The 25,670-nt window shown below is 66.3% G+C and carries 20 protein-coding genes and 1 riboswitch; of the genes, 7 read left to right on the top strand and 13 right to left on the bottom strand.

The annotated features are described in order from the left end of the window. Positions 1 to 82 precede the first annotated feature (82 nt). Positions 83 to 1,672 carry an MFS transporter gene (locus tag AC3ANU_RS20525; protein WP_223993553.1) on the bottom strand — a complete coding sequence of 530 codons (1,590 nt, stop codon included), beginning with the start codon at positions 1,670 to 1,672 and terminating at the stop codon, positions 83 to 85. Positions 1,673 to 2,108: 436 nt separating this feature from the next. Between AC3ANU_RS20525 and AC3ANU_RS20520 the strand changes: the two genes are divergently transcribed. After that, positions 2,109 to 2,366, top strand: coding sequence for a hypothetical protein (locus tag AC3ANU_RS20520; protein WP_018769651.1), 258 nt, complete (start codon positions 2,109 to 2,111; stop codon positions 2,364 to 2,366). Positions 2,367 to 2,491: 125 nt separating this feature from the next. Here the strand turns inward: AC3ANU_RS20520 and AC3ANU_RS20515 are convergent, their stop codons facing one another. Beyond that, entirely contained in the window at positions 2,492 to 5,035 is a 2,544-nt protein-coding gene (locus AC3ANU_RS20515) for an ATP-dependent DNA ligase (protein ID WP_488315174.1), read from the bottom strand. Between the two features lie 40 nt (positions 5,036 to 5,075). On the opposite strand from AC3ANU_RS20515, the gene ku reads away from it, so the two are divergent. From ku to AC3ANU_RS20500, 3 genes are all read left to right on the top strand, one after another. Continuing rightward, positions 5,076 to 6,158, top strand: a complete 1,083-nt coding sequence (gene ku, locus AC3ANU_RS20510; protein WP_488315173.1) for a non-homologous end joining protein Ku — start codon at positions 5,076 to 5,078, stop codon at positions 6,156 to 6,158. A gap of 131 nt (positions 6,159 to 6,289) precedes the next feature. Further along, positions 6,290 to 7,132: a class I SAM-dependent methyltransferase gene (locus tag AC3ANU_RS20505; protein ID WP_018769654.1), complete on the top strand. Its 843-nt coding sequence runs from the start codon at positions 6,290 to 6,292 to the stop codon at positions 7,130 to 7,132. 3 nt (positions 7,133 to 7,135) lie between these two features. Further along, on the top strand, positions 7,136 to 7,567 hold the full coding sequence (locus tag AC3ANU_RS20500) for an SRPBCC domain-containing protein (protein WP_056391037.1): 432 nt from the start codon (positions 7,136 to 7,138) through the stop codon (positions 7,565 to 7,567). A 142-nt stretch (positions 7,568 to 7,709) separates the two neighbouring features. Here AC3ANU_RS20500 and AC3ANU_RS20495 read toward each other — a convergent pair whose 3' ends face one another. From AC3ANU_RS20495 to AC3ANU_RS20475, 5 genes are all read right to left on the bottom strand, one after another. After that, on the bottom strand, positions 7,710 to 7,985 hold the full coding sequence (locus tag AC3ANU_RS20495; RefSeq protein ID WP_018769656.1) for an HPr family phosphocarrier protein: 276 nt from the start codon (positions 7,983 to 7,985) through the stop codon (positions 7,710 to 7,712). Positions 7,986 to 8,052: 67 nt separating this feature from the next. Further along, the gene (locus AC3ANU_RS20490; RefSeq protein ID WP_056391033.1) at positions 8,053 to 10,149 is read right to left on the bottom strand and encodes a PTS fructose transporter subunit IIABC; all 2,097 of its coding nucleotides are present in this window, start codon (positions 10,147 to 10,149) and stop codon (positions 8,053 to 8,055) included. 2 nt (positions 10,150 to 10,151) lie between these two features. After that, positions 10,152 to 11,189 carry a 1-phosphofructokinase family hexose kinase gene (locus tag AC3ANU_RS20485; RefSeq protein WP_488315172.1) on the bottom strand — a complete coding sequence of 346 codons (1,038 nt, stop codon included), beginning with the start codon at positions 11,187 to 11,189 and terminating at the stop codon, positions 10,152 to 10,154. After that, positions 11,186 to 11,992, bottom strand: a complete 807-nt coding sequence (locus AC3ANU_RS20480; protein WP_056391029.1) for a DeoR/GlpR family DNA-binding transcription regulator — start codon at positions 11,990 to 11,992, stop codon at positions 11,186 to 11,188. The genes AC3ANU_RS20485 and AC3ANU_RS20480 overlap by 4 nt, the downstream gene beginning before the upstream one ends. A gap of 267 nt (positions 11,993 to 12,259) precedes the next feature. Next, positions 12,260 to 12,517: a DUF6458 family protein gene (locus AC3ANU_RS20475; protein WP_018769660.1), complete on the bottom strand. Its 258-nt coding sequence runs from the start codon at positions 12,515 to 12,517 to the stop codon at positions 12,260 to 12,262. 172 nt (positions 12,518 to 12,689) lie between these two features. On the opposite strand from AC3ANU_RS20475, the gene AC3ANU_RS20470 reads away from it, so the two are divergent. The 3 genes from AC3ANU_RS20470 to AC3ANU_RS20460 all read left to right on the top strand — a co-directional run bounded on the left by AC3ANU_RS20470 (position 12,690) and on the right by AC3ANU_RS20460 (position 16,749). Then, on the top strand, positions 12,690 to 13,307 hold the full coding sequence (locus tag AC3ANU_RS20470) for an alpha/beta hydrolase (protein ID WP_056391027.1): 618 nt from the start codon (positions 12,690 to 12,692) through the stop codon (positions 13,305 to 13,307). A 218-nt stretch (positions 13,308 to 13,525) separates the two neighbouring features. Beyond that, a complete protein-coding gene (locus AC3ANU_RS20465) occupies positions 13,526 to 14,263 on the top strand; it encodes an HAD family hydrolase (RefSeq protein ID WP_488315171.1) in 738 nt (245 codons plus the stop codon). Between the two features lie 140 nt (positions 14,264 to 14,403). Further along, complete coding sequence (locus tag AC3ANU_RS20460) at positions 14,404 to 16,749, top strand: glycoside hydrolase family 65 protein (RefSeq protein ID WP_018769663.1); 2,346 nt, start codon at positions 14,404 to 14,406, stop codon at positions 16,747 to 16,749. Positions 16,750 to 16,774: 25 nt separating this feature from the next. On the opposite strand, the gene lipA is transcribed toward AC3ANU_RS20460, so the two are convergent. The 6 genes from lipA to gcvP all read right to left on the bottom strand — a co-directional run bounded on the left by lipA (position 16,775) and on the right by gcvP (position 25,385). Further along, positions 16,775 to 17,788, bottom strand: a complete 1,014-nt coding sequence (lipA, locus tag AC3ANU_RS20455) for a lipoyl synthase (RefSeq protein WP_488315170.1) — start codon at positions 17,786 to 17,788, stop codon at positions 16,775 to 16,777. 47 nt (positions 17,789 to 17,835) lie between these two features. Further along, positions 17,836 to 19,275, bottom strand: coding sequence for an L-serine ammonia-lyase (locus AC3ANU_RS20450; RefSeq protein ID WP_488315169.1), 1,440 nt, complete (start codon positions 19,273 to 19,275; stop codon positions 17,836 to 17,838). Between the two features lie 326 nt (positions 19,276 to 19,601). Further along, positions 19,602 to 20,924 (bottom strand): serine hydroxymethyltransferase, encoded by a 1,323-nt coding sequence (glyA, locus tag AC3ANU_RS20445; RefSeq protein ID WP_488315168.1) that lies wholly within the window; start codon positions 20,922 to 20,924, stop codon positions 19,602 to 19,604. Next, positions 20,921 to 21,304: a glycine cleavage system protein GcvH gene (gene gcvH, locus AC3ANU_RS20440; protein ID WP_018772259.1), complete on the bottom strand. Its 384-nt coding sequence runs from the start codon at positions 21,302 to 21,304 to the stop codon at positions 20,921 to 20,923. Before gcvH ends, glyA begins: the two co-directional genes overlap by 4 nt. Positions 21,305 to 21,353: 49 nt before the next feature. Further along, positions 21,354 to 22,502: a glycine cleavage system aminomethyltransferase GcvT gene (gene gcvT / locus AC3ANU_RS20435; protein ID WP_488315167.1), complete on the bottom strand. Its 1,149-nt coding sequence runs from the start codon at positions 22,500 to 22,502 to the stop codon at positions 21,354 to 21,356. A gap of 9 nt (positions 22,503 to 22,511) precedes the next feature. Next, positions 22,512 to 25,385 carry an aminomethyl-transferring glycine dehydrogenase gene (gcvP, locus tag AC3ANU_RS20430; RefSeq protein WP_488315166.1) on the bottom strand — a complete coding sequence of 958 codons (2,874 nt, stop codon included), beginning with the start codon at positions 25,383 to 25,385 and terminating at the stop codon, positions 22,512 to 22,514. A 160-nt stretch (positions 25,386 to 25,545) separates the two neighbouring features. After that, positions 25,546 to 25,646, bottom strand: a riboswitch (glycine riboswitch). Positions 25,647 to 25,670 lie beyond the last annotated feature (24 nt).

The raw sequence follows: 25,670 nt of genomic DNA, 5'->3' as shown, positions 1-25,670 counted from the left end.
CGTCCGGCGTGCTTCCCCCAAGGAAACACGCGGGACGGGCCTGTGAGCGTGGGCTACAAGAGTGCCCGGGCGGCCGGCGGGATTATGCTCCCGCCGGAACCTTCCGGCCAGCCTGGGCGTCGATGCCGTCCTGGGTTTCAAACGGCAGTTCGTCCAGGTCGATCAGCGGGTTCTCATCCTGGGTGGCCACCAGTTCCTTCGCCTCCGCCTGGGTGTCCACGCTGGGCATGGAGCCCGGCAGGGGACGGTTGGCGGATTCCTTCAGGAAGTAGATGGCGATGGCGCCCACCAGGGAGGTTGCCATGAGGTAGTAGGCAGGCATCATGTCGTTGCCCGTGGCGCTGATCAGGGCTGCCACGATGAACGGCGTGGTCCCGCCGAAGATGGCCACGGCGAAGTTGTAGGCAATGCCCATGGCTCCGTAGCGGCTGGACGTGGGGAACTGTGCCGGCAGGGCCGAGGCCAGGTTGGCCACGTAGAAGGTCACGGGGAAGGCAATCAGCGAAAGCCCTGCAAGGGTGGACCAGATCTGCCCAATGCCGATCAGCATGAATGCGGGAACAGCCAGGACGATGGTGCTCACGGCGCCGATCCAGAGCACCGGACGGCGGCCGATCCGGTCGGACAGCTTGCCGGTCAGCGGGATGCACAGGCTCATGACCACCAGCACCGGAATGGTGAGCAGCGTGCCGTGGACTTCGTCGTAGCCCTTGGACTCCGTCAGGTAGGTGGGCATGTAGGAGGTGAGGGCGTAACCGGCGGTGTTGGCAGCGGCCACCACCACCATGGCAACGATGATGGGGCGCCAGTAGGCCTTGACGATGCCCACAGGTCCCTTGGCCGTCGCGGTGTCTCCGGCGGATGCATTCTTGGCGTTTTCTTCCTGGGCATCAAGGGTTGCCTGGAACTGCGGCGATTCCTCGATCTTGCTCCGGAAATAGACGGCGATCAGGCCCAGCGGACCTGCCACCAGGAACGGGATGCGCCAGCCCCAGTCCTCCATGGTGTCCTGGCCAAGCGTGAGCTGCAGGACGGAAACCAGGGCGGCGCCAATGGCGAAGCCGAGGTAGCTGCCCAGGTCCAGGAAGCTGGCGAAGAAGCCGCGGCGCTTGTCAGCCGCGTATTCGCTCACGAACGTGGTGGCACCGGCATACTCGCCGCCGGTGGAAAAGCCCTGGACGACCTTTAGGAGCACCAGCAGCGCGGCGGCCCACAGCCCGATCTGTGCGTACCCGGGCAGGAGGCCGACGGCGAAGGTGCTTGCCGCCATGATCATCAGCGTGGTGGCCAGGATCTTTTGGCGGCCCACCTTGTCGCCCAGCCAGCCGAAGATGACGCCGCCCAGGGGGCGGGCGATGAAGGTGGCGGCGAAGGTTCCCAGCAGGAACAGCGTCTGGGTGGTGGGGTCGGACTCGGGAAGGAATACCGGCCCCATGGTGGTGATGAGGTAGCCGAAGACGCCTACGTCGTACCATTCCATGGTGTTGCCAACAATGGTTCCGCCGAGTGCCTTTTTGAGCATGGGCTGGTCCACCACGTTGACATCTGATTCCTTGAGCCGGCGGCGCGGCAGCAGCCTGGGCTTCTTGGCAGCCACGGGGGCTGCCGGGTCTGTTCCGCTGGCGTTCCTGGCGCCTGCTGGAGAGTCGGTCCTGCTTCGGTCTGTGGGCATTTGGGCAACTCCTATGGAGGTCATTTGCTTGCGACTTGTAGCTGCCCCGCTCTGGGCAGGCCTTCAATTTTACGGGATTTCTGTAGCGCGCCGGCAGTTCAATGGCGTAGAGTGCGCCCTTTTGGGCCACTCCAGGGGGGATTCCGCAATTTTTTGTGCCGCGTTTTCCCGCGCCATTACTGGGAAGCACGCTGATCAACGGCGGTGTTACCAAAAATTTTCCGTCCGGAACCGTTTCAGGTCCCATTTTTGGGTGATGGCGGCCGCGAAAGTGACCGGGGCCACGGCCTTTGGAGGGGGTTCACAGGACCCCGTGGCATGCCTATGGTAGAGCGATGAACACACCTCTTTCCGGGTAACAGTCCGCGCGCGCCCGGACGCTTTTCGTTGGCGTTTCGTTTCAAGGAAGAACGAAGGAAAGAAGGGAAGAACCACAATGGGTGAACAGTCCAACCAGTTCCATATCAACCCCGAGGTGGCGGACCACCTTGCGGCGGCCATGGATGCGCCGGTGGCCCCGGGCCCTGCGGTCATGGGCACCGGCCCGATGGAGCAGCAAAGTGGATGGCCGGACGGCTACGGGAAGCGCCGGCATCCCAAGGACCGGGCTGCCGGCCATGGCCGGATGGGACATGAGGCGGCCGTGACCGCCGTCCACCGCACCGGCCGGCCGCAGATGCCGCACTCCTCGTAACCGGCACCTAAAGTAACCGGCACCTAAAACCGCCGTCGACCCGCAAATTACCTGGCGCCCCCGAAATCTGGCGGGCGCCAGGTAATTTGCGCGTCGTGGGGTGGTTGGCGCGTCGAAAACCCGGGTCAGGCTTCCCGAACCACTTCGGCCGGGTCCTTGTCCACGCGCCAGCCGCGCCACCGGGGATGCCGCAGCCTGCCCGGCCCGGTCCATTCGCCGTAGGTCACCTCGCCCACGAGTTCCGGCGAGACCCAGCGGGCGTCGGCGGCGTCGGGGCGGGGGACGTCATGGAACGGCGACGTCTTCCGGCCAAGCCGCTCCACCGTCTGCCGCAGTTCCGTGAGTTCGCGCATGCTGAAACCGCTGCCCACCCTGCCGACGTATTGCAGCTTGTCGCCGTCGGGAATTCCCACCAGCAGCGACCCCACCGTGTCCTGGCGTCCGCCCTTTCCCGGCCGCCAGCCGCCCACCACCACTTCCTGGGTCTGTTCTGTCTTGAGCTTGATCCACGTCCGGGTCCGCTGGCCGCTCACGTAGCGGCTGTCCGTCCGCTTGGCCATGATTCCTTCCAGCCCAAGCTCCTGCGCGCTTTCCATGAGGAGGTCCACAGGTTCGTCCAGCACCATGGAGAGTTCCACGGGGCAGCCGGACGGGCGGAAGAATTCCTCCAGCCGGCGCCGCCGGGTGCTGAGCGGCTTGCGCCGGAGGTCTTCTCCGTTGTCGAAGAGCAGGTCGAACAGCATCAGCTGGACCGGGATGGTGGTGCGGGCTTTGGCGACGTCGGCGGCCCGGGTCAGCTTCATCCGTCCCTGCAGCAGGCCGAAGTCGGGTTTCCCGCCGGGCCCGACGGCGATGATCTCACCGTCCGCCACGAAAGGGTGCTCCGGCCAGCAGGCCCGGTCCGTGAACTCGGGATAGGTGCGGCTGACGTCGTTGCCGTTGCGGGAGAAGATCCGGACCCTCTCCCGGTCTGCCACCAGGATGGCCCGGACGCCGTCCCATTTGAGCTCGTACTGCCATGCGCTGCCCTGCAGGTCACTGGTGTTCCCGGAGGTGGCCATCATGGGCTGGTATTCCAGTGGGTCTGCGGGAGCGCCGTTGGCAGGGTCCACAGTTTCAGCAGGCGCGGCGGCCGGTGCAGGGTCCACTGCGCCTGCTTCCTGCGACGGCTCCGTCGCTGCCGGGGCCGCGTGCCGCCGTCGTCCGCCTTGATGCTCCTGGTCCATCAGGTGGACCAGCCACTGGCTCTCGGCGTCCTTGCCCTGTCCGCGGCCCGTATGGATAAGCGCGATCTTCCTGGTCCCGCCAAGGCCGCCGCCCTCCGACCCGGTCAGGGTGACGATGACTTCCTTTCCGTTGATCCACTTGTGCAGTTCGTACGTGCCGGTGTCCCAGATGGTCATGACGCCCGCCCCGTACTGTCCCTTGGGGATTGTGCCGTGGAAGGTGAGGTAGTCCATGGGATGGTCCTCGGTCTGGACCGCCAGGTTGTTCTTGGCCCCGGACTCCGGAATGCCCTTGGGCAGGGCCCACGACACCAGGACACCCTCGTGTTCCAGCCGGAGGTCGTAGTGCAGCCGGCTGGCGTGGTGCTCCTGGATCACAAAGCTGTTGCCACCGGCCGGGATGCCCGCGAAGGGCTCGGGCGTTGCCTTGGGATCGCGCATGGAACGGTACCTGCCCAGGCGGGGATCGCCGTCGTGGGATGCCTCCCCCTGGCCGGGGCCGCCGTCGGGAGTGCCGTCAGCGCCTTCCGCAGCGCCGGCTGCGGCACGGGCCCCGGCATTGACGACGGCGGCGAAAGGGTCCTTGCCGTCGCGCACCCGGCGCAGGACCTCCTGGTAGTCCAGGTGCTTGAGCCCCTGGGATGCGATTTCCCGCCAGGTCCGTGGTGCGGCCACCAGGGGCGTGGGCCGGCCCCGCAGTGAGTAGGGGACCACGGTGGTCTTCGCGGCGTTGTTCTGGCTCCAGTCCACCAGTACCTTTCCCGCACGGAGCGACTTCTTCATGTCGCTGACGGCGAGGTCCGGGTGGTCCGCTTCAAGGGCCCGGGCCAGTTCCCGGGCGAAAGCGGAGATCTGCTCAGAGGTCTGCGTCCCGTCCAGCGCCGCGTAGAGGTGGATGCCCTTGCTGCCGCTGGTGACCGGCACCGGGTCCAGGCCCACATCCTGCAGGATGGACCGCGCCAGGAGGGCCACCTCGCGGCATTCGGGCAGCCCGGCCCCCTCGCCCGGGTCCAGGTCGAGCACCAGCCGGTCCGGGTTGAGTTGGTTGCCATGCGAATCCACCCGCCACTGCGGTACATGGATTTCGATCGAGTTGATCTGGCCGAACCAGGTCAGGGTGGCGGCGTCGTTGACCAACGGGTAGTAGATGGTCCGGTCCTTGTGGGTGATCGCCGCCCGTGGCAGCCAGCCCGGCGCTGAATCCTCCAGGTCCTTCTGGAAAAACACCTCACCCGGCTTGTCCGCGGTGCCCACGCCGTTGACCCACCGCTTGCGCGTGGCGGGACGGTTGGCCGCCGCCGGGATCAGGACGTGGGCCACCGCGGCGTAGTAGGCCAGCACGTCCGCCTTGGTGGTGCCGGTCTCCGGATAGATGATTTTGTCCAGGTTGGTCAGCGTCAGTTCGCGCCCCGCTACCCGGACACGTTCCCTACTCCCGGCCACGGGGCTTCACCTCCGGCCCGCTCTGATGTTGACTGTATGAATGAGAGCCATCTGGAAAGGTGCCATCGCGTTCGGGCTGGTCAACGTGCCCGTCAAGGTCTACAGCGCCACTGAGGATCATGACATCAGTCTGCACCAGGTTCACAATGCCGACGGCGGCAGGATCCGTTACCAGCGCCGGTGCGAAGTGTGCGGCGAGGTGGTGGACTACTCGGACATCGAGAAGGCGTTCGAGGAGGACGGCCGCACGGTGGTCCTGTCCAAGGATGAACTCAAGTCCATTCCCGCGGAGAACAGCCACGAGATCGAGGTGGTGCAGTTCGTCCCGTCTGAGCAGCTCGAACCCATGATGTTCGAGAAGAGCTATTACCTGGAGCCGGACTCCAAGTCGCCCAAGGCCTACGTGCTGCTCCGCCGGGCCCTGGAGGACACGGACCGGGTGGCCATCGTCCAGTTCGCGCTGCGGGAGAAAACCCGGCTGGGGGCCCTGCGGATCAAGGACGACGTGCTGGTGCTGCAGTCCCTTCTCTGGCCCGACGAGGTACGGGAGGCGAACTTTCCCGCCCTGGACGCCGACATCAGGATCTCCGCCCAGGAACGGGACATGTCCGCGGCGCTGGTGGAGTCCATGGCTGCCGATTTCGACCCCACGTCCTTCACCGACGAGTACCAGGTGCAGCTCCGCCAGCTCATCGAGGCCAAGCTCGAACAGGGTGAATCGCTGGACACGGAGGAGACCTTCGGCGTCGAAGCCGGTGAGGGCGGCAAGGGCGAGGTCATCGACCTGATGGAGGCCCTCAAGCGGAGCCTGGACAGGAAGCGTGGCGGCGGCGAGGCCGCTGCCACGGGGACTTCCGACGACGAAGCAGATACCGGGGAGGAGGAGGCCGAGCCCGCCAAACCGGCGCGGAAAGCGTCCGCGAAGTCCCCGGCTCCGAAAACCGCTGCCGCCAAGTCGAGCGCAGCCAAATCGACGGCTTCCAAGTCAACGGCCGCCAAATCGGGTGCGTCCAAATCAACAGCGTCTAAATCAGCGGCCAAGTCCACGGACACCAAGTCCACTGGAACCAAGACCGCAGAAAAGCCTGCGGCCAAGGCCACCAGGGCGCGCAAGCCTGCCTGACCCGGGCGCCCAGCCGCAATCCTGCCTTTACAGCGGCCTGTATCGCGTCCACAATGAGTCGCATCGCAGCCTCCGCTGTGCCAACAGTGTGCTGTCGCCCATTTTGAACGGACACGTAGAGGGGCACGGACATGGACAACCAGACCGACGTGATGGACGCTGACCGGGAGCTGAAGAAGAAGCACCGGGCCATGTGGGCGTCAGGTGACTACCCGGCCCTCGCCGATGAGATGCTCCTGGAACTGGGCGCCGTCCTCGTCGAAGCCTCCGGTATCAGGCCGCGCCAGCGGGTCCTCGACGTGGCGGCAGGAACCGGCAATGCAGCCATTCCCGCAGCCATGATGGGTGCCAAAGTGGTGGCCAGCGACCTCACCCCCGAGCTTTTCGAGGCAGGGCGCCGGGAAGCCGCAAACCGCGGCGTCAGCCTGGAGTGGCAGGAAGGCGACGCCGAAGCCCTGCCCTTCGGCGATGCAGAGTTCGACGCTGTGATGTCCTGCATCGGCGTCATGTTCGCGCCGCACCACCAGGCGGCGGCCGACGAGTTGCTCCGGGTGTGCAAGCCGGGAGGGTCCATAGGGCTGCTGTGCTGGACGCCGGAAGGGTTCATCGGGCAGATGTTTACCGCGATGAAGCCGTTCGCTCCACCGCCCCCGCCGGGTGCGCAGCCGGCGCCGCTGTGGGGGAGCGAGGAGCATGTCCGCGAACTGTTGGGCGACAGGGTTACCGAAATCCATACCCGCAAGCAGAACCTGGCGGTCAAGAGCTTCCACCAGCCCGCGGACTTCGTCAGGTACTTCAAGTCCCATTACGGCCCCATGATCTCCGTGTACAAATCACTGGGCGAGGACCAGGACAAGGTCAAGGCACTGGACCAGGCCCTCACGGAGCTGGCGGACTCGTTCGGCGACGCCCACGGTGATGTGCCCTTCCAGATGGAATGGGAGTACCTGCTCTTCACGGCCAGGAAAGCCTGAGCCATGGCGGAGAACCATGTGGCAACGTCCGCCACCACCATCAACGCAAGTCCTGGGCGGGTGTGGGAGGTGATCACGGACCCGGCTGCCGTAAAGGAGTTCATGTTCGGGACCACGCTGGAGACCGACTGGAACGTTGGAAGCCCCATCACCTGGCAGGGCGAGTGGGAAGGAAAGGCGTACCAGGACAAAGGCGAAATCCTGGCGGTTGAACCGGGACGGAAACTGGTCCACACCCATTTCAGCCCGTTGTCCGGCCAGGAGGACGAGCCGGACAACTACCACACACTCGAATGGACGCTCGAGGACCAGGGCGGCGCCACCCGGCTGACACTGGCCCAGGACAGGAACCCCACCGAGGAAGCCGCCGCGCACTCGAAAGCCATGTGGGACAAGCTCCTGGCCGACGTCAAGGCGCTCGCTGAACGCCGCTGACCCGCCCGCCCTTGGAACCAACGCTTAACCGGGGTGCCCAACGCTTAAAAGCCAAGCGGCCGCCGTCGGATGTTCTTCCAATGGGGGAACATCCGACGGCGGCCGCCGGCTTGTGTGCTGCCCTCAGGCAGCGTGGCTGCTGCTAGGCGTCGTGGTCCGTTTCCAGGATCTGCACCAGGTGGTCCAGCGCATCGTCCGCACCGGCACCTTCGGCGCGGAGCACCACCACGTCGCCGTGCGACGCGCCCAGGCTCATAAGGGACAGGATGCTGGCGGCGTCCATCGCCTCGTCGACCGGCTCGCCTTCACGGGCGATGGTGATGTCCAGGTCGTACTCGCCGGCTGCCTCTGCAAAGATGGCGGCGGGGCGGGCGTGCAGGCCCACGCGGCTGGCGACGGTTGCGGTGCGTTCTGGCATTGTTGCTCCTTTAGTCTTTCGGCGTGCTGAGGGTTCAGCGGCCGGTGGGGTATGCGGCTAAGCCGGTTCAGACGGTTACGGGAACCGGTTCAACCGTATCAACGGTCTTCTTGACTGCCCAGCGCTTCAGGGCGATGACCGACAGCGCGGTGATCACCGTGCCGACGGCGATTGAGACGACGAACATCAGGAAGTTGTCGATGGCGAAGAACACGAAGAGTCCGCCGTGGGGTGCTTTGGACCCGACGCCCGCCGCCATCGAGATGGCTCCGGTCACGGCCCCGCCCAGCATGCTGGCGGGGATGACGCGCAGCGGGTCGGCTGCGGCGAAGGGGATTGCACCTTCGGAGATGAAGGAGGCCCCCAGCAGCCAGGCGGCCTTGCCGTTTTCCTGCTCAGCCAGGCTGAAGAGCTTCTTGTTCAGGACGGTGGAGGCCAGTGCCATGGCCAGCGGGGGAACCATGCCGGACGCCATGACGGCTGCCATGATCTGCCACGGTGCCTGGTTGTCCATGGTTGCTGCACCCAGGCCGGCGACGGCGAAGGAGTAGGCAACCTTGTTGACCGGTCCGCCGAGGTCGAAGCACATCATCAGGCCCAGGATTACGCCCAGGGCGATGGCGCCGGCGCCGGTCAGGCCCGACAGCCACGCGTTCAGGCCCTTGGTGATGGCCACGATCGGTCCGCCAAGGATGACGAACATCAGGCCGGAAGCCACCAGGGATGCCAGCAGCGGGATGATGACCACCGGCATCAGGCCGCGCAGCCACCGCGCCACCTGCAGGCGGCCCACCACGTGGGCGATGTAACCGGCGAGCAGGCCGCCGACGATACCGCCGAGGAAGCCGGCTCCCATGAATCCGGCCACTGCACCGGCAACGAAGCCGGGGGCGATACCCGGACGGTCAGCGATCGCGTAGGCGATGTAGCCGGCCAGCGCCGGGACCAGGAAGCCCAGTGAAAGCGCACCGATCTTGAACAGCACCGCGCCCAGGTAGGCGCCCAGCGGGCCCCAGGCGTTGTCAGGGAACTCGGTGGGCAGGTTGAAGAGGCTGTTCTGGACCACGATGTTGTCTGCGTACTTGGTGATCAGGTAGCCGCCCATGAGGAAGCCGAGGGCGATCAGGAGGCCACCACCTGCCACGAACGGAATCATGTAGCTGACACCGGTGAGCAGGGCCTTCTTGAGCTTCTGCCCGATGTGCTCGCCCTTTTCCTCAGCCTCGTGCTCGGCCTGCTCCTCAGCCCCGAAGTGCGGGACGCGCCGGGCATTGGGGTTGTCGGCTGCGGCGAGCGCTTCCTGGACCATCTTGTCCGGCTCGTCGATGCCGCGCTTCACGGGGGCGTTGATGACGGGCTTGCCGGCGAAGCGCTCCTTGCCGCGCACGTCAACGTCCACGGCGAAGATCACGGCGTCCGCCGCGGCAATGACGGCGGGGTCCAGCGCCTTGGCGCCGGAGGAACCCTGGGTTTCCACCTGCAGGTCCACGCCTGCTTCCCTGGCGGCTGCCACGAGGGAATCGGCCGCCATGTAGGTGTGTGCGATGCCGGTGGGGCATGCGGTGACGGCGACGAGGCGCTTGGGGCCCTTGCCGGCGGAACCTGCCGATGCCCCTGCGGGCGCACCGGCAGCAGCCGGGGAACCGGTTGAACCGACGCCGGCGCCAACCGGGACTGCGTCAGCGGGGGCGGGTGCGGCGTGTGCGGCCGGCTTGTCAGCCAGTGCGCCTTCGACCAGTTCCACAATCTCCGTTTCCGATGAAGCGTTGCGGAGGGCTGCGGTGAAGTCCTTCTTGATCAGGGACCGTGCCAGCTTGGACAGCAGCTTCAGGTGCTCCTGGTCCGCGCCGTCCGGAGCGGCAATGAAGAACACCAGGTCTGCCGGTCCGTCCTTGGCGCCGAAGTCCACCTTCGGGTTGAGCCGGGCCATGGCCAGGGTGGGCACGGTGACCGCTGCAGAGCGGCAGTGCGGGATGGCGATGCCGCCGGGGATTCCGGTGGCCGTCTTCTGCTCGCGGGCGAAGGCGTCTGCGAACAGGCCTTCGACTTCTGAGGCGCGTCCGGCGGCAGCTACCTTGCTTGCCAGATGCCGGATCACCGTTTCGGGGGCATTGCCCAGGTTCTGGTCGAGCTCGACCAGTTCCGTGGTGATGAGCTGGGTCACTGTCAATCCTTTCGAAGGGCCGTGATGGTTACGGCATCCGGGGTGGTTTGGTTTACTGCCGGAACAGTGGAACCCGGCAGGGAGGCAGCGGCGGCACCATGGGCCACCGCCTGGCGAAGGCAGTCGGCAGGGGCGGCGCCCCGGCCGTGGGCAAGCAGGTAGCCGGCAAGAGCGGAATCGCCCGCGCCAACCGTGCTGACCGCGGCGACCGGCGGGTGCGTGGCCAGCCACGCGCCGTCGGCCGTAACAAGGACAGCTCCCTTGGAACCGAGAGTTGCCAGCACAGCACCCACACCGGAACGTACGACGGCGGCTGCGGCGGCCGCGGCAGCAGCCGGGTCCGCTTCCAGTTCGTCACCGGAGGCCGGGGCGAAGCCGGCGGCTGCGGCCAGCTCCGCCAGTTCCTCGGCATTGGGCTTGAGGAGGTCCGGTTTCCCGGAACCTGTGGTTGTTCCGCCGCCGGTGCCTGGTCCGCCGCTGGTTCCGGCGTCAGAGGCGCCGTTGCCAGTCAACGCGGCGGCCAGGGGCGCCCCGGAGGAGTCGACGGCGATCAGCGGCGCAGTGCCGTTGCCCGCCTCCCGGATCCGCCGGGCCACCGTGGCGTAGAAGTTGTCCGGGAATCCAGGCGGCAGCGAGCCGGCCAGGACCACCCAGCTGGCACCGCGGGAGCTTTCCAGCAGCAGCTTGACGAGGGCTTCCTGCTGGTCGGCGCCCAGGACGGGGCCGGGTTCGTTGATCTTGGTGGTCACGCCGCCGGGCTCGGTGAGCGCCACGTTGGTGCGCAGCGGCTCATCGATGGGGAGCGAGACGAAGGGAACTGCGCTTTCACGCAGGCCGGCGAGGACGGGATCGCCGTCCGCCCCGGGGAGGACGGCAAGCGACTCCAGGCCGGAAGCCACCAGTGCACGGGAGACGTTGACGCCCTTGCCGCCGGACTCCTGGCGGACGGAGACGGCGCGCTGCACTTCACCCCTTTCCAGCGGGCCCGGGAGGGCGACGGTCCGGTCAAGGCTGGGGTTGGCCGTGAAGGTGATGATCATGCGACCACCACGTCTACGCCGGCATCTTCCAGGGCGGCTGCGAGCTCAGGTCCGGGTTCACTGTCTGTGATCAAGGTGTCCAGATCTTTCAGGGAGGCGAACTGGACCAGGGTTTCCGTGTCCAGCTTGGAGGAGTCGGCCAGCACCACAATGCGGCGTGCCGACTGGACGAAGGCTGCCTTGACGGCTGCTTCTTCAGGATCGGGAGTGCTGACGCCAAAAGTGGCGTGGATGCCATTGGTGCCGATGAACGCTATGTCGGGGCGGATGCGGGCGGCGGCGTTCACGGTTGCCTGTCCCACGGCCACCTGGGTGATTCCGCGGACCCGGCCGCCCAGGATTTGCAGGGCAACGCCGGGGACGTTGGAGAGCTTGCTGGCGATGGGGACGGCGTGGGTGATGACCACCAGTTCGTGGTGGGGTCCGTTCCCGTCGGAAGGTTCGACGGCGGTGCGCCGCGCCAGCATGTCTGCCAGCACCTCGGTGGTGGTGCCGCCGTCCATGAGGACGCTGGCGGACGAGTTCCGGGGGATCAGGGCCAGGGCGGCTTCGGCAATCCGGATTTTTTGGTCCGGCCGCTGGATGGCCCGGTCGGTAACGCTTTCCTCGGTGGTGCTGAAGCGGTCTGCCGCTACCGCGCCGCCGTGGACTCGGCGGACAGTGCCGGCATTTTCCAGGGCTGCAAGGTCCCGGCGGACTGTTTCGGTGGTGATACTGAAGCGCTCAGCCAGCAGGGTCACACTGACCCGGCCGCTGCCGGCGACAAGCTCGGCAATCTTTTGCTGGCGCTCCTCGGCGAACACGTACCCTCCGTTGCGTAGGTCCTGCTGTATCTGTTGCCTTGCGGGTTCCCGACTTCGACGTGACTGGCATCACATCGATGTTGGGTTACTTGACTTTATCTTTGCTTCTGTTGGTTTGTCAATGGAAACCAACATGAAACAATATTTGCGTTTCTTGGGGGGAGGTGCCGGGAATGGCGAAAGCCGGGCTGGACAGGTTCTGTCCAGCCCGGCTTTCCGGGTTTTCATCGCCGCCTCTCCGGGCACCTGCCCCGAATTGCGCCTTGCTTAGACGCCGCCGTCGCGGCTTTCGTGCCGGGTGATGCGCTCGCCGGTATTGGGGTCAATGACGGAGCGGGACTCGCTCACGCGGCGGCTGCGGCCGGGGGAAGCGAGGATGAGCGAAGCGATCAGTCCGATCACGCCCACGGCCATCAGGATGTAGCCCACCAGCTGCTGGTCCACGAATGGAATCAGTCCTGGAGCAACGGCCCAGGCAAGGATGGCGCCGAGGGCGATGAGGAAGATTGACGAGCCGATTCTCATGACTTGCTCCTTAGGGCCGCGTCCTGCGCGGCGCTGGTAGGGCCTGACGGAAAGGTGGTGCGTACACTTCGAAAGCTAAGCCTGCTGTCTGTCAAGCGTCACGCTACCTCCCTGTGATTCCGGATTCAACGACCCGCCCGGGACGGCGCGGTTCCATGGCTAGGCTTGTCCGGTGGAAACAGTTGTGTGGTCCAGGCCGGAAGGGCAACGCGCCGGCACTCCCTTACTGGTGATGATGCATGGATACGGGACGGACGAGTCGCGGATGGTGCGCCTGTTCGAGTACCTGCCGCAGGAGTTCACCTTCGCGGCACTGCGGGCCCCCATGCCCATCGGCGACCACTGGGGCTGGTTCCTGCTCGACTACTTCCTGGCCAACGACTTTGCGGACGTCATCTCGGCCGCCAACGCGGTGCACGCCTGGATCAGTTCCGTCAAGGACCGGCACAGCAGCGTCAGCCTCATGGGGTACTCCCAGGGCATGGCCATGGCCAGCACCCTCCTGCGGCTGCATCCCGAAGACTATAAGGCCGTCGTGGGGCTGTCCGGCTTCGTACTCAACAACGAGCTCCTCTCCGTGATGGATTCGTTCGAGGCCAAGCCGCCTTTCTTCTGGGGCCGGGACAAGGCGGACCTGGTGATTAACGAAGACGCCGTTGCCTACACCGCCGAATGGCTCGAAAAGAACACGCTGTTGACTGCCCGCACCTACCCGGGGATGGGGCACGCCATGTCCAAGGCGGAAATGGTGGACGTCAGCGCCTTCCTGCGCCATTACGTGCTGCGCTGACCCCTATGCTGCTGCATGGCCGTGGGCAGTTGTGTGAACGGCTAAAAAAACATTTGCAAGTCAAATTTGCAAGCGCTTACACTCGTCTACGGCCATGATCGGTCCTGCAGTGGGCGGGCAAGGAAGCGATGCTGTGCGCAAATGCGCCGGCAGCACCTTCCTTCAGGCTGTCCCGGCAGGGCCGGTAGTCCGCAACCCGAGAGGACACCGCACTGCTGATGACACAACAAACTGCAGCTGATACCGCCGCCTGGACCGGCGCGGCAGCAATCCTGTTTGACCTGGACGGGGTGCTGACGCCCACGGCCACTGTGCATGAGCGTGCCTGGCAGGAACTGTTCGACGGATACCTGGCCTCGCAGCCGGGGGTCTCCGGTTACAGCGAAAGCGACTACTTCGACCATATCGACGGCAAGCCCCGCTTTGACGGAGTGCGCGACTTCCTGGCGTCCCGGGGACTCACGCTGCCGGAAGGCCCGCTGGATGACGACCCTTCCAATGACACGGTCCAGGGCCTGGGCAACCGGAAGAACGCGATCTTCAACGACATCGTGAGCGCCGGCGTCGAACCGTTCGAAGGCTCGGTGCGCTTCCTCCAGGCTGCGCTTGGGCGCGGACTCAAGGTCGCCGTCGTCTCCTCCTCCCGCAATGCCCCCGCCGTCCTGAAGGCCGCCGGACTCAGCCACCATTTCGCCGTCGTAGTGGACGGGGTGGTGGCCGCAGAGCGTGGCCTCCCCGGAAAGCCAAGCCCGGCCACCTACGAATACGCAGCCAAGCTGCTGGACCTGGCCAGCTCCGGGTGCGTGGTGGTGGAAGACGCCGTGTCCGGCGTGCAGGCCGGACACGCGGGATCGTTCCACTCGGTCATTGGCGTGGACCGGGGCGCAGGGCGGCAGACGCTGCTCGATGCCGGAGCCACCCTGGTGGTCAACGACCTCCAGGAACTTCTTCCCTAAACCCGCCGCCAGAAACCCCGTTGCCTTCCCCCGGGCAACCCCTGCTGCTTCCCCGGCAGCACCAATTCGAATACCGCATTCCCCCGAATACTCCGTGCCGGCCCGCCCGCCCGCACGGCATCGCCAAAAGGACCCCGACCATGGCACTGATCACTGCGGACCGCGAACGGTTCCCCGACACCCCCTGGCAGCTCGTTGAAACGCGCCATGAATCCGAAAACGCGGGAACGCTTGAGACCCTGTTTGCCCTGGGCAACGGGCACCTGGGCATCCGGGGTGCCCATTGGGCTGCGGCCGACGCCGAACTCCCGGGCAGCTTCATCAACGGGCTGCACGAAATCTGGGACATCAAGCACGCCGAGAATGCGTTTGGGTTCGCCCGGACGGGGCAGCGCATCCTCTACATCCCGGACGCCAACAACTTCACCGTGGTGGTGGACGGGGAAAGCCTGAGCCTGGCCGAATCCGAGGTCGTCGACTACCGGCGCAGCATCGACTTCTGCACCGGCATCTACGAATGCCGCATCACCTGGCAATGCCGGTCCGGCGCCGTGGTGACCACCACGGAACGGCGGGCCGTTGGCTTCGCCTCCCGCGGCAGCCTTGGTATTTCGCTTGACGTTGCCACGGACCGCCAGGTCTCCCTGGACGTCACCTCCTCCGTCATCAACCGGCAGGACCAGCCGGTGGAAGACCACTCCGTGCATGATCCGCGCCGCGCGGGCCGCCACGCCGGGCGCGTGCTTTTGCCCGTGCGGCTCGACGGCGGCGATGGCTCCCTGCGCCTGTCCTGGGAGGCCTCCGAATCAAAGCAGCGCGTGGGGATCGCGGTTGACCATTGGACGTCCCCCGGGCACCAGCCGTTCGAGACTCTGGTGGACCAGGATGACAGCAGCGTCCGGTACGTCCTGGCAGTGGATGCCGCCGAGCCGTTCCGGCTGGAAAAGAGCGTCAGCTACGCCGCCGGCCGCACGGTGCAGGACCCTGACGTCGACGCAGCTGCAGTGGCCGAAGAGGCGCTGCGCCCGGTGAATGACATCTTTGCCGAGAGCGAAGCCCATTTCCGCGGCTACTGGGCCACATCGGACATTGTGGTTGAGGGCGGCGGGCCCGGCCTGCAGCAGGCTATCCGGTGGAACCTGTTCCAGCTGGCGCAGGCCACCGCGCGCGCCGATGTTGCCGGCATCCCTGCCAAGGGCGTGACGGGCTCGGGTTACGAGGGGCACTACTTCTGGGACCAGGAAGTGTACCTGTTGCCGTACCTCACCTACACCAATCCCGACGGCGCCCGGCAGGTTTTGGAGTTCCGCCACGGCATGCTGCCCGAAGCCAAGATCCGCGCCAAGGAGCTGAGCGTTGACGGCGCCCTCTTCCCGTGGCGCACTATCAACGGGCTCGAGGCCAGCGCCTATTACGCCGCCGGCACCGCGCAGTTCCACATCGCGGCCGCCATCGCCTTTGCCACCAACAGGTACCTCTGGGCCACCGGCGACGCCGCCTTCCGGGAAGGAATGGGTGCCGAGCTGCTGATCGAGACCGCCCGGATGTGGATCTCCCTGGGCTTCTTCGGCAAGGACGGCCTCTTCCATATCCACGGCGTCACCGGCCCTGATGAGTACACGGCCGTGGTGAACGACAACCTGTACACAAACGTGATGGCCCGCTTCAACCTGCGTGCCGCCGCCGCGCTTGAGCATGCCGAAATCACCAACGAAGAGCGCCAGATGTGGGAAGCCGCGGCCAGCCGGATGCAGCTTCCGTTCGACGAGCGGATGCAGGTGCACTCCCAGGACAATGACTTCATGACCCTGGAGGCCTGGGACTGGACCACGCCGCGGTCCAAGTATCCGCTGCTCCTGCACTTCCACCCGCTGGTGATTTACCGCCACCAGGTCCTCAAGCAGGCCGACACGGTGCTTGCCATGTTCCTGCAGTGGCAGGATTTCACGGCGGAGGAAAAGCAGCGCGCCTTCGACTTCTACGATCCCATCACTACGGGCGACTCCACCCTGTCCGCCTGCGTCCAGGGCATCATGGCCGCCGAGGTGGGCTACTTCAAGGAGGCCCTGGACCACTTCACCAACGCCGTGTTCATCGACCTCGACGACACCCACGGCAACACCATCGACGGCGTGCATATCGCGTCCACAGGCGGCGTATGGAGTTCCCTGGTGTGCGGTTTCGCCGGACTGCGCGACCAGGGCCCGGTCCCGTTTTTCGATCCGCGCCTGCCCGGACAGTGGGAAGGGCTTGCCTTCCACCTGAAGATCCGCGGCCGCCTGCTGCTGGTCCGGCTTTCTGCCGACGCCATTACGCTCACGGTCCAGGAGGGCGAACCCCTGGAGGTGGACGTCCGCGGCCAGCGGTTGATGGTCACGGGCCAGCCCGTGCAGGTGCACCTGGAGCGCATCCCGGAGCCGGAGCCCACGGTCTTCCCGAGCGGACCACCGACGGCGAGCATTCCCGTGGTGCGCGGCAGAAGCTAGGTTCACGGGTGCGTGCAGGGGCTCCTTAGCCTGCCAGGAGGGTGGCGGCTTCCTGGCGGGTGGTGCCGGAGTCCTGGATGCCGTCGGCGATGTGGGCGAGTTCGGCGGGGATGTCGCGGCCTTTTTTGCGCATGGCGGTGGCCCAGAGCCGGCCGGCGCGGTAGGAGGAGCGGACCAGGGGGCCGGACATGACGCCGAGGAAGCCGATTTCCTGGGCTTCGTGCTGGAGGTCCACGAATTCCTGGGGTTTGACCCAGCGGTCCACGGGCAGGTGCCGCTCGCTGGGGCGCAGGTACTGGGTGATGGTGATCAGGTCGCAGCCGGCGGCGTGGAGGTCGCGGAGTGCTTCGCTGATTTCTTCGCGGGTTTCGCCCATGCCCAGGATGAGGTTGGACTTGGTGACCATGCCCAGGTTCCGGCCCTGGGTGATGACGTCCAGGGAGCGGTCGTAGCGGAACGCGGGGCGGATCCGCTTGAAGATCCGGGGCACGGTTTCGACGTTGTGCGCGAAGACCTCGGGGGCGGAGTCGCAGATGGCCTTGATGTGCTCGGGTTGGCCGGAGAAGTCCGGGATGAGCAGTTCCACGCCGGTGCCGGGGTTCAGCTCGTGGATTTTGCGGACGGTTTCGGCGTACAGCCAGACGCCTTCGTCTTCCAGGTCGTCGCGGGCCACGCCGGTGACAGTGGCGTAGCGCAGCTGCATGGATTGGACGGAGCGGGCCACCTTGGTGGGTTCGAACCGGTCCAGGGGTGAGGGTTTGCCGGTGTCGATCTGGCAGAAGTCGCAGCGGCGGGTGCATTCGGAGCCGCCGATCAGGAAGGTGGCTTCCTTGTCTTCCCAGCATTCGAAGATGTTGGGGCAGCCGGCCTCTTCGCAGACGGTGTGCAGGCCTTCCTTTTTCACCAGGTTCTTGAGTTGGACGAATTCCGGGCCCATCTGGACCTTGGCCTTGATCCACTCCGGTTTGCGTTCCACCGGGACCGCAGCGTTGCGCTGCTCAATCCGCAGCATCTTCCGGCCTTCAGGTGCCAATGTCATGGTTGTTTCCTTTGCTTGCTTGGGGATTCGCGGCAGGTTTTTGCCGGTCAGCATTCGACGACGTTGACGGCGAGGCCGCCCATGGCGGTTTCTTTGTATTTGGAGGACATGTCCTTGCCGGTTTCGCGCATGGTGATGATGACTTCGTCCAGGGACACGCGGTGGGTGCCGTCGCCCCAGAGCGCCATTTTCGCGGCGTTGATCGCTTTCGCGGCCGCGATCGCGTTCCGTTCGATGCAGGGGACCTGGACCAGCCCGCCGATCGGGTCACAGGTCAGGCCCAGGTTGTGTTCCATCGCGATTTCCGCGGCGTTCTCCACCTGCGCCGGGGTCCCGCCCATGACCTCGGCCAGGCCCGCGGCCGCCATCGAGGACGCCGACCCCACCTCGCCCTGGCAGCCGACCTCGGCCCCGGAGATCGAGGCCTGTTCCTTGTACAGCACCCCCACCGCGCCCGCGGCCAGCAGGAACCGCACCACCACCGCGTCCCGGTCCTCCTGGGTGGCCTTGTCCATGCCCGGGGCGAAATGCAGGGCGTAGAACAGCACCGCGGGGATGATCCCGGCCGCCCCGTTCGTCGGGGCGGTGACCACCCGCCCGCCGGAGGCGTTCTCCTCATTCACCGCCAACGCCACCAAATTAACCCACTCCTGCCAATACCTGGCATCGAACGGGCCCGCGTCCCACGCCGCATCCGTCTCCTCGACCGGGCCGCCCGCGGATTCCTTCTTCAACCGGTCGTACCAGTCAGGGGCGCGGCGGCGGACCTTCAACCCGCCCGGCAGCACCCCCGCCCGCCTCAACGAGGCGGCCACGCAGCCCTCCATCACCGACCAGATCTGCAGCAGCCCCGCCCGGATCTGCTCCTCGTCCCGGGAGACTTTTTCGTTCACGAGCATCACATCGGCGATGCCCAACCCGGTCACCGCGCAGTGCCCCAGCAGCTCCGCCGCGGTCCGGAACGGCAGCGGCAGTTCCTGTTTGGACGCGTCCAGTTCCTGCTGCGCCGCGTCCTCCTCGCCCTCACGGACGATGAACCCGCCACCCACCGAGAAAAACGTCGCCGAATGCAGCACCTCCCCGGCCGCATCAGTGACCGTGAACGTCATCCCGTTCGTGTGCCGCGGCAACACCGTCAACGGCCGCAGCACCATGTCCTTCACCCCGTACGGCAAGGCCACCGCACCGGCCAGGTTCAGCACCCCGGTCTCCGCGATCGAGGCCAGCCGCTCCTCCACCTCGGCGGGCAGGATCAACTCCGGATGGAACCCCTCCAACCCCAACAAAACGGCGGTCATCGTCCCATGCCCATGACCCGTCGCCGCCAACGACCCATACAAATCAACCCGCAACCCCGCCACATCACCCAGGACACCCAGGCCCTTGAGCTCCTCAGCGAACACCGCAGCAGCCCGCATCGGCCCCACAGTATGCGAAGACGAAGGCCCAATCCCGATCGAAAACAGGTCAAAGACTCCGACTGCCATAACTAAATCCTTACTGAAACTGTGGTTCGGTTGGTGTGGCCGGGCTGGGGTGGGCGGGCAGGACATCCTCTGCGTGCTCGGTCGCGAAGACGCCCGCTAAGCGGACGTGACGCTCCCTTAGACGCACGCTGCCGGATGCCCCGCCCACTCCGAGGGTCTGTCACCAAGGCGACATGCCCACGAGGGGCCGGCGGAGCCGGACTTTTCGAAAGCCTGCTCCCCACCGTCTCCCTAACCTCGCAAGCTCGGCCAGGGAACCCTGACGGCGTGGGCCCAAGCACGGTGAAAATGTCCGGTCCGCCGGGCCCGTTAGCGATCACGATCCCTCAGGACAGAGGTGCCACGCCCGGGTAGAGCGGGTGCGCCGAAGCCAGGACCTCGACGCGGTGACGCAGACCGGAGAGGTCGGCGTCGGCGTCGGCGATCAAAGCTTGGGCGATGATGTCCGCAACCTCGCGGAAGGCGTCCTCGCCGAACCCGCGGGTGGCCAGTGCGGGCGTGCCGATGCGCAGGCCTGAGGTGACCATCGGCGGGCGGGGGTCGAAGGGAACGGCGTTGCGGTTGACGGTGATGTCAATGGCGGCGAGCCGGTCTTCGGCCTGCTGCCCGTCGAGGTCGCAGTTGCGCAGGTCAACGAGGACCAGGTGCACGTCGGTGCCGCCCGAGATCACGCTGATGCCCTTGGCGGTGACGTCCGGCTGGACCAGGCGTTCCGCCAGGAGGCGGGCACCGGCAAGGACTCGCTCCTGCCGCTCGCGGAACTCTTCGGACGCTGCGATCTTGAACGCCACGGCCTTGCCGGCGATCACGTGTTCCAGCGGGCCACCCTGCTGACCGGGAAACACAGCCGAGTTGATCTTCTTGGCGATGTCGGCGTCGTTGGTCAGGATGATGCCGCCGCGCGGACCGGCCAGGGTCTTGTGCGTGGTGGACGTGGTGACGTGGGCGTGCGGCACCGGCGACGGGTGCAGCCCGGCCGCCACCAGTCCGGCGAAGTGCGCCATATCCACCATCAGGTAGGCCCCCACGGAGTCGGCGATCCGGCGGAATTCTGCGAAGTCGAGCTGGCGGGCGTAAGCGGACCAGCCGGCCACGATCAGCTGAGGCTTGTGCTCCTGGGCCAGCCGTTCCACCTCTGCCATGTCGATGGTGTGGGTGTCCTCGCGGACCTGGTACGGGACCACGTTGTAGAGCCTGCCGGAGAAGTTGATCCGCATGCCGTGGGTCAGGTGGCCGCCGTGCGCCAGGTTGAGGCCCATGATGGTGTCGCCGGGCTTGATCAGGGCGTGCATGGCGGCGGCGTTGGCCTGTGCACCGGAGTGTGGTTGGACGTTGGCGAACCCGGCGCCGAAGAGGGCTTTGACGCGGTCGATGGCGAGTTGCTCGATGACGTCCACGTGCTCGCAGCCGCCGTAGTAGCGCTTGCCGGGGTAGCCTTCGGCGTACTTGTTGGTCAGGACCGAGCCCTGGGCCTGCATGACCGCAGCGGCCGTGTGGTTCTCGGACGCGATCATCTCCAGGCCGTCGCGCTGGCGGCCAAGCTCGTCGTCAATCTTCGCGGCAACCTCAGGGTCCAGGATGGACAGGTCGGCGTTCAGGCTTGGGGAGGCCACCTGCTCGAAGGCGCCCACTTCTGCCGGGGCGCTCACAGCTCGCCGCCGTTTGCTGCTGCGTATTCCTCTGCCGACATGAGCGGGCCTTCCTCGGTAACGGCCACCTTGAAGAGCCAGCCCGCACCGTAGGGATCGCTGTTGATCAGGGCGGGGTCCGTGACCACGCCGTCGTTGATCTCGGTGACCTCACCGGTCACGGGGGCGTAGAGGTCGGAGACGGATTTGGTGGATTCCACCTCGCCGCAGGTCTCGCCGGCCGTCACGGTGGAGCCGACCTCGGGGAGGTCCACGTACACGATGTCGCCCAGGGCGTCGGCAGCAACGGCGGAAATCCCGATCCCCGCGGGGCCGGATCCGTCAACAGCAACCCACTCGTGCTCGGCGGAGTACTTCAGTTCAGAAACAACTTTGCTCATTGTCTACTTTCCTTCTCTTCAAAACCTGTGGTGGTTGGGCGAAATCGATTTACTTCTGGCGCTTGTAAAAGGGGAGGGGGACGACTTCGAAGCGCTCGGGCTTGCCGCGGAGGTCGATGTCCAGGACGGTCCCGACTTCAGCAAATTCGACGTCGACGTAGGCCATGGCGATGGGGTATCCGAGGGTGGGGGAGGGCTGGCCGGAGGTTACTTCGCCCACCAGGGTGCCGTCCTTGAGGACGGGGTAATGGGCGCGGGCAGCGCGGCGTCCGGCACCCTTGAGGCCCACCAGCTTCTGCCCGATGCTTGAACCGACTCCTGCGGCCTTGATGGCGGCCAGGGCGTCCTTGCCTACGAAGCCGCTCTCCTTCGCCAGCGACACCACGGGGCCCAGGCCGGCCGCGTAGGCGTTGACGTGGCGGGAGAGTTCGTTGCCGTAGAGCGGCATCCCGGCTTCGAGGCGGAGCGAGTCGCGTGCGGCCAGTCCGGCTGGAACCAGGCCGGAGCCTTCGCCGGCCTGGAGCAGGGCCTCCCACAGTGCGGGGGCGTCCAGGTTGGGAACGTAGATCTCGAAGCCGTCCTCGCCGGTGTAGCCGGTCCGGGCCACGAGCAGGTCCTGGACCGTACCGTTGACGGCGATGCCCACCTCGACGGCGGCGTAGTACTTGAGCCCGGTGAGCAGTGCGTGCTGTTCGGCCGGGACCAGCGTCAGGAGGATCGCTTCGGAATTCGGTCCCTGGACGGCGATCAGCGAGGTGTCGGCGGAGGCGTCCTCCACAATGACGTCGAAGGCGGCGGCGCGTTCCAGCAGTTCCTTGGCCACCACTGCGGCGTTGCCCGCGTTGGGCACCACCAGGTACCTGTCCACGCCCTCTTCGGGGGATGGCCGGCGGTAGGTGATGAGGTCGTCGATGATGCCGCCATCGGCGTTGCAGATCAGCGAGTACTTTGCCTTGCCCACGGCCACCGCGGACAGTTTGCCGGCAAGGGCGTAGTCCAGGAACGCGGCGGCGTCGGCGCCGGTCACCCAGACCTCGCCCATGTGGGAGAGGTCGAACAGGCCGGCCGCCCTGCGCACGGCATGGTGTTCCGCGAGTTCAGACTCGTACTTGAGCGGCATCTGCCACCCGCCGAAGTCCGTGAACGAGGCCCCGGCCTTCTTGTGCTGCTCGAAAAGAGCGGTGTAGTTCTCAGTCATTGGAAGTCCTCAGTTCTCAAATTCGGCTGTGCTGTCCTCGAACGCTTCGAGGGGCGGGCAGGAGCAGACCAGGTTCCGGTCGCCGGCGGCGCCGTCGATCCGGCCGACGGGCGGGAAGTACTTGTCCTGGCGGAGCGAGGCAACGGGGAAGGCCGCCTGCTCCCGCGGGTAGGCGCGGTCCCAGTCAGAGCTGACGACGGCGGCCGCCGTGTGGGGTGCGTTGCGCACCGGGGATGCCTCCAGGGTGATGTCGCCGTTGGCCACCTGGTCGATTTCCTTGCGGATGCTGATCATGGCCTCGATGAAGCGGTCGATCTCGGCCAGGTCCTCTGACTCGGTGGGCTCCACCATCAGCGTGCCCGCGACAGGGAACGAAAGGGTGGGGGCGTGGAAACCGAAGTCGATCAGCCGCTTGGCCACGTCCTCGGCCGTGACTCCCGTCTTCGCCGTGAGTTCGCGCAGGTCCAGGATGCACTCGTGCGCCACCAGCCCGCCTTCACCGGTGTAGAGGACCGGGAAGTATTCGTTCAGGCGGGACGCGACGTAGTTGGCCGCCAGCAGCGCGGACTTGGTGGCCTCGGTCAGGCCCTCACCGCCCATCAGCTTCACGTAGGCCCAGGAAATCGGCAGGACGCCGGCCGAACCGAACCGGGACGCCGAGATCGCCACACCGTGCCCGGCTTCGTGCGCCGCCTTGTTCGCGTCGCCCGGCATGAACGGTGCCAGGTGCGCCTTGGCGGCAACGGGCCCGACGCCGGGTCCCCCGCCGCCGTGCGGGATGCAGAAGGTCTTGTGCAGGTTCAGGTGGGACACGTCCCCGCCGAACTGGCCCGGCTGGGCCAGCCCTACCAGGGCGTTGAGGTTGGCGCCGTCGATGTAGACCTGGCCGCCCGCGGCGTGCACAGCGTCACAGACTTCGCGGACATCCCCATCGTAGACACCGTGGGTGGAGGGGTAGGTGATCATGATGGCCGAGAGGACGTCCTTGTTGGCCTCGATCTTGGCCGTCAGGTCGTCGTGGTCGATGGTGCCGTCGGCAGCCGTGGCCACGACGACCACCTTCATGCCCGCGAGCACGGCGGAGGCGGCGTTGGTGCCGTGCGCCGAGGCCGGGATCAGGCAGACGTTGCGCTGCTGCTCGCCCCGGGAATGGTGGTAGCCGCGGATCGCGAGCAGCCCGGCGAGTTCGCCCTGCGAGCCCGCGTTGGGCTGGATGGACACCTGGTCATACCCGGTGATCGTGGCGAGGTCCGCTTCCAGGCCGGCGATGAGTTCGCGCCAGCCTTCGGTCTGGGAGTCCGGGGCGAACGGGTGGATCGAGGCGAACTCCGGCCAGGAAATGGCTTCCATCTCGGCCGTGGCGTTCAGCTTCATGGTGCATGAACCCAGCGGGATCATGGTGCGGTCCAGCGCCAGGTCGCGGTCCGAGAGCTTGCGGATGTAACGCAGCAGCTGGGTTTCAGACCGGTGCGTGTTGAAGACCGGGTGCTGCAGGTAGGCCGAGGTGCGCACAATGGTGTCGGGCAGTTCGAATCCCTGGGCGTCACCCACCGGACCGGCGCCAAAGGCGACGGCGACGGCGGAAAGTGTTGCCGCCGTCGTCGTCTCATCAACGGAGACGCCCACCGTGTCCGGATCGATGAAGCGCAGGTTGATGCCGCGGGCTTCAGCGGCGGTGATCACCTTGGCGGCCTTGCCCGGAACGCGGACGGTGAGGGTGTCGAAGAAGGAGTCCGTGACCAGTTCGCGGCCCAGTGACGTGAGTGCTGTTGCCAGGACCCTGGCCTTGTGGTGTACGGTCTCTGCGATCGCCTTCAGGCCGTCGGGGCCGTGGTAAACGGCGTAGAAGGAGGACACGATGGCCAGCAGCGCCTGGGCGGTGCAGATGTTGGACGTGGCCTTCTCGCGGCGGATGTGCTGCTCGCGGGTCTGCAGGGCCAACCGGTAGGCAGGCGTGCCGGCGTTGTCCTTGGAGACGCCCACGATCCTGCCCGGGAGGGTACGTTCCATTCCCTTTTGGACGGTCATGTAGGCGGCGTGCGGCCCCCCAAAGAACAGCGGCACGCCAAAACGCTGGGTGGAGCCGACGGCAATGTCCGCGCCCTGCTCGCCCGGAGGGGTGATCAGTGTCAGGGCCAGCAGGTCCGCAGCCACGGTGACCAGCGCGCCGCGCTCCTTGGCTTCGGCGATGACGGCGGACTGGTCCCAGACGCGGCCGGAGACGCCGGGCTGCTGCAGGACGACGCCGTTGATGTCGCCGTCGGGAAGTCCGTTGGTGAGGTCTGCAATTTCCACCTCGAAGCCCAGGGCTTCGGCGCGGCCCAGCACGATGGCGATGGTCTGCGGCAGGAGGTCGGCGTCGAGGACGGTCTTGCCGTCCTTCGCAGTCTTGGACTTGTTGGCGCGGCGCATCAGCAGCACGGCTTCGGCGACGGCGGTGGCTTCGTCGAGGAGGGAGGCGTTTGCTACCGGGAGCGCCGTCAGGTCCTGCACCATGGTCTGGAAGTTCAGCAGCGCCTCAAGCCGGCCCTGGGAAATCTCCGGCTGGTAGGGCGTGTAGGCGGTGTACCAGGCCGGGGATTCCAGGATGTTGCGGCGGATCACCGGCGGAGTCACGGTGTCGTAGTAGCCCTGGCCGATCATCTGGACTGCCGTCTTGTTCTTGGCGGCAAGCTTCCGCAGTTCCGTGAGGACTTCAACCTCGCTGAGGGCGTCGGTCAGCTTGAGCGCAGTTTCCTGGCGGATGGGCGCGGGGACGGCCACGTCAACCAGGCCATCCAGGCTGTCGTAGCCGATGGCCTTGAGCATGGTGTCGATGTCGGCCTGGCGGCGCGCGCCGATATGGCGGTCAACAAACGATGTTGGATGCGAATGAATCGTCATGAGGAACTCCAGATCTGGCCGGCCGAAGGTGGCACGGCGTGGGATGGGTTCCTCCCCGCTCTGTATTGGACCTGAGAGATTCCGCGTTGCCTGCTGTTGGCAGGGGACCGCTTGCACCGTCGGTGAACCAGGCAGAAGCCTGATTGCTTTCCAGAGTCGCCTCGCCGTGACGGTACGGGGGCCTGAGAGATTCCTGGGGAGGATTTGCTCCTACGGCGCCTGACCGGTGTTTCGCCGGGAGGACTCTCCCGTCACAGCTCGAAAGGCTTATTCAAATGTGGGTGA

The sequence above is a fragment of the Arthrobacter sp. SDR-2R genome (genome assembly GCF_057747955.1).
The sequence above is the reverse complement of the archived record's forward strand: the minus strand, read 5'-3'. Positions and strand labels throughout refer to the sequence as shown.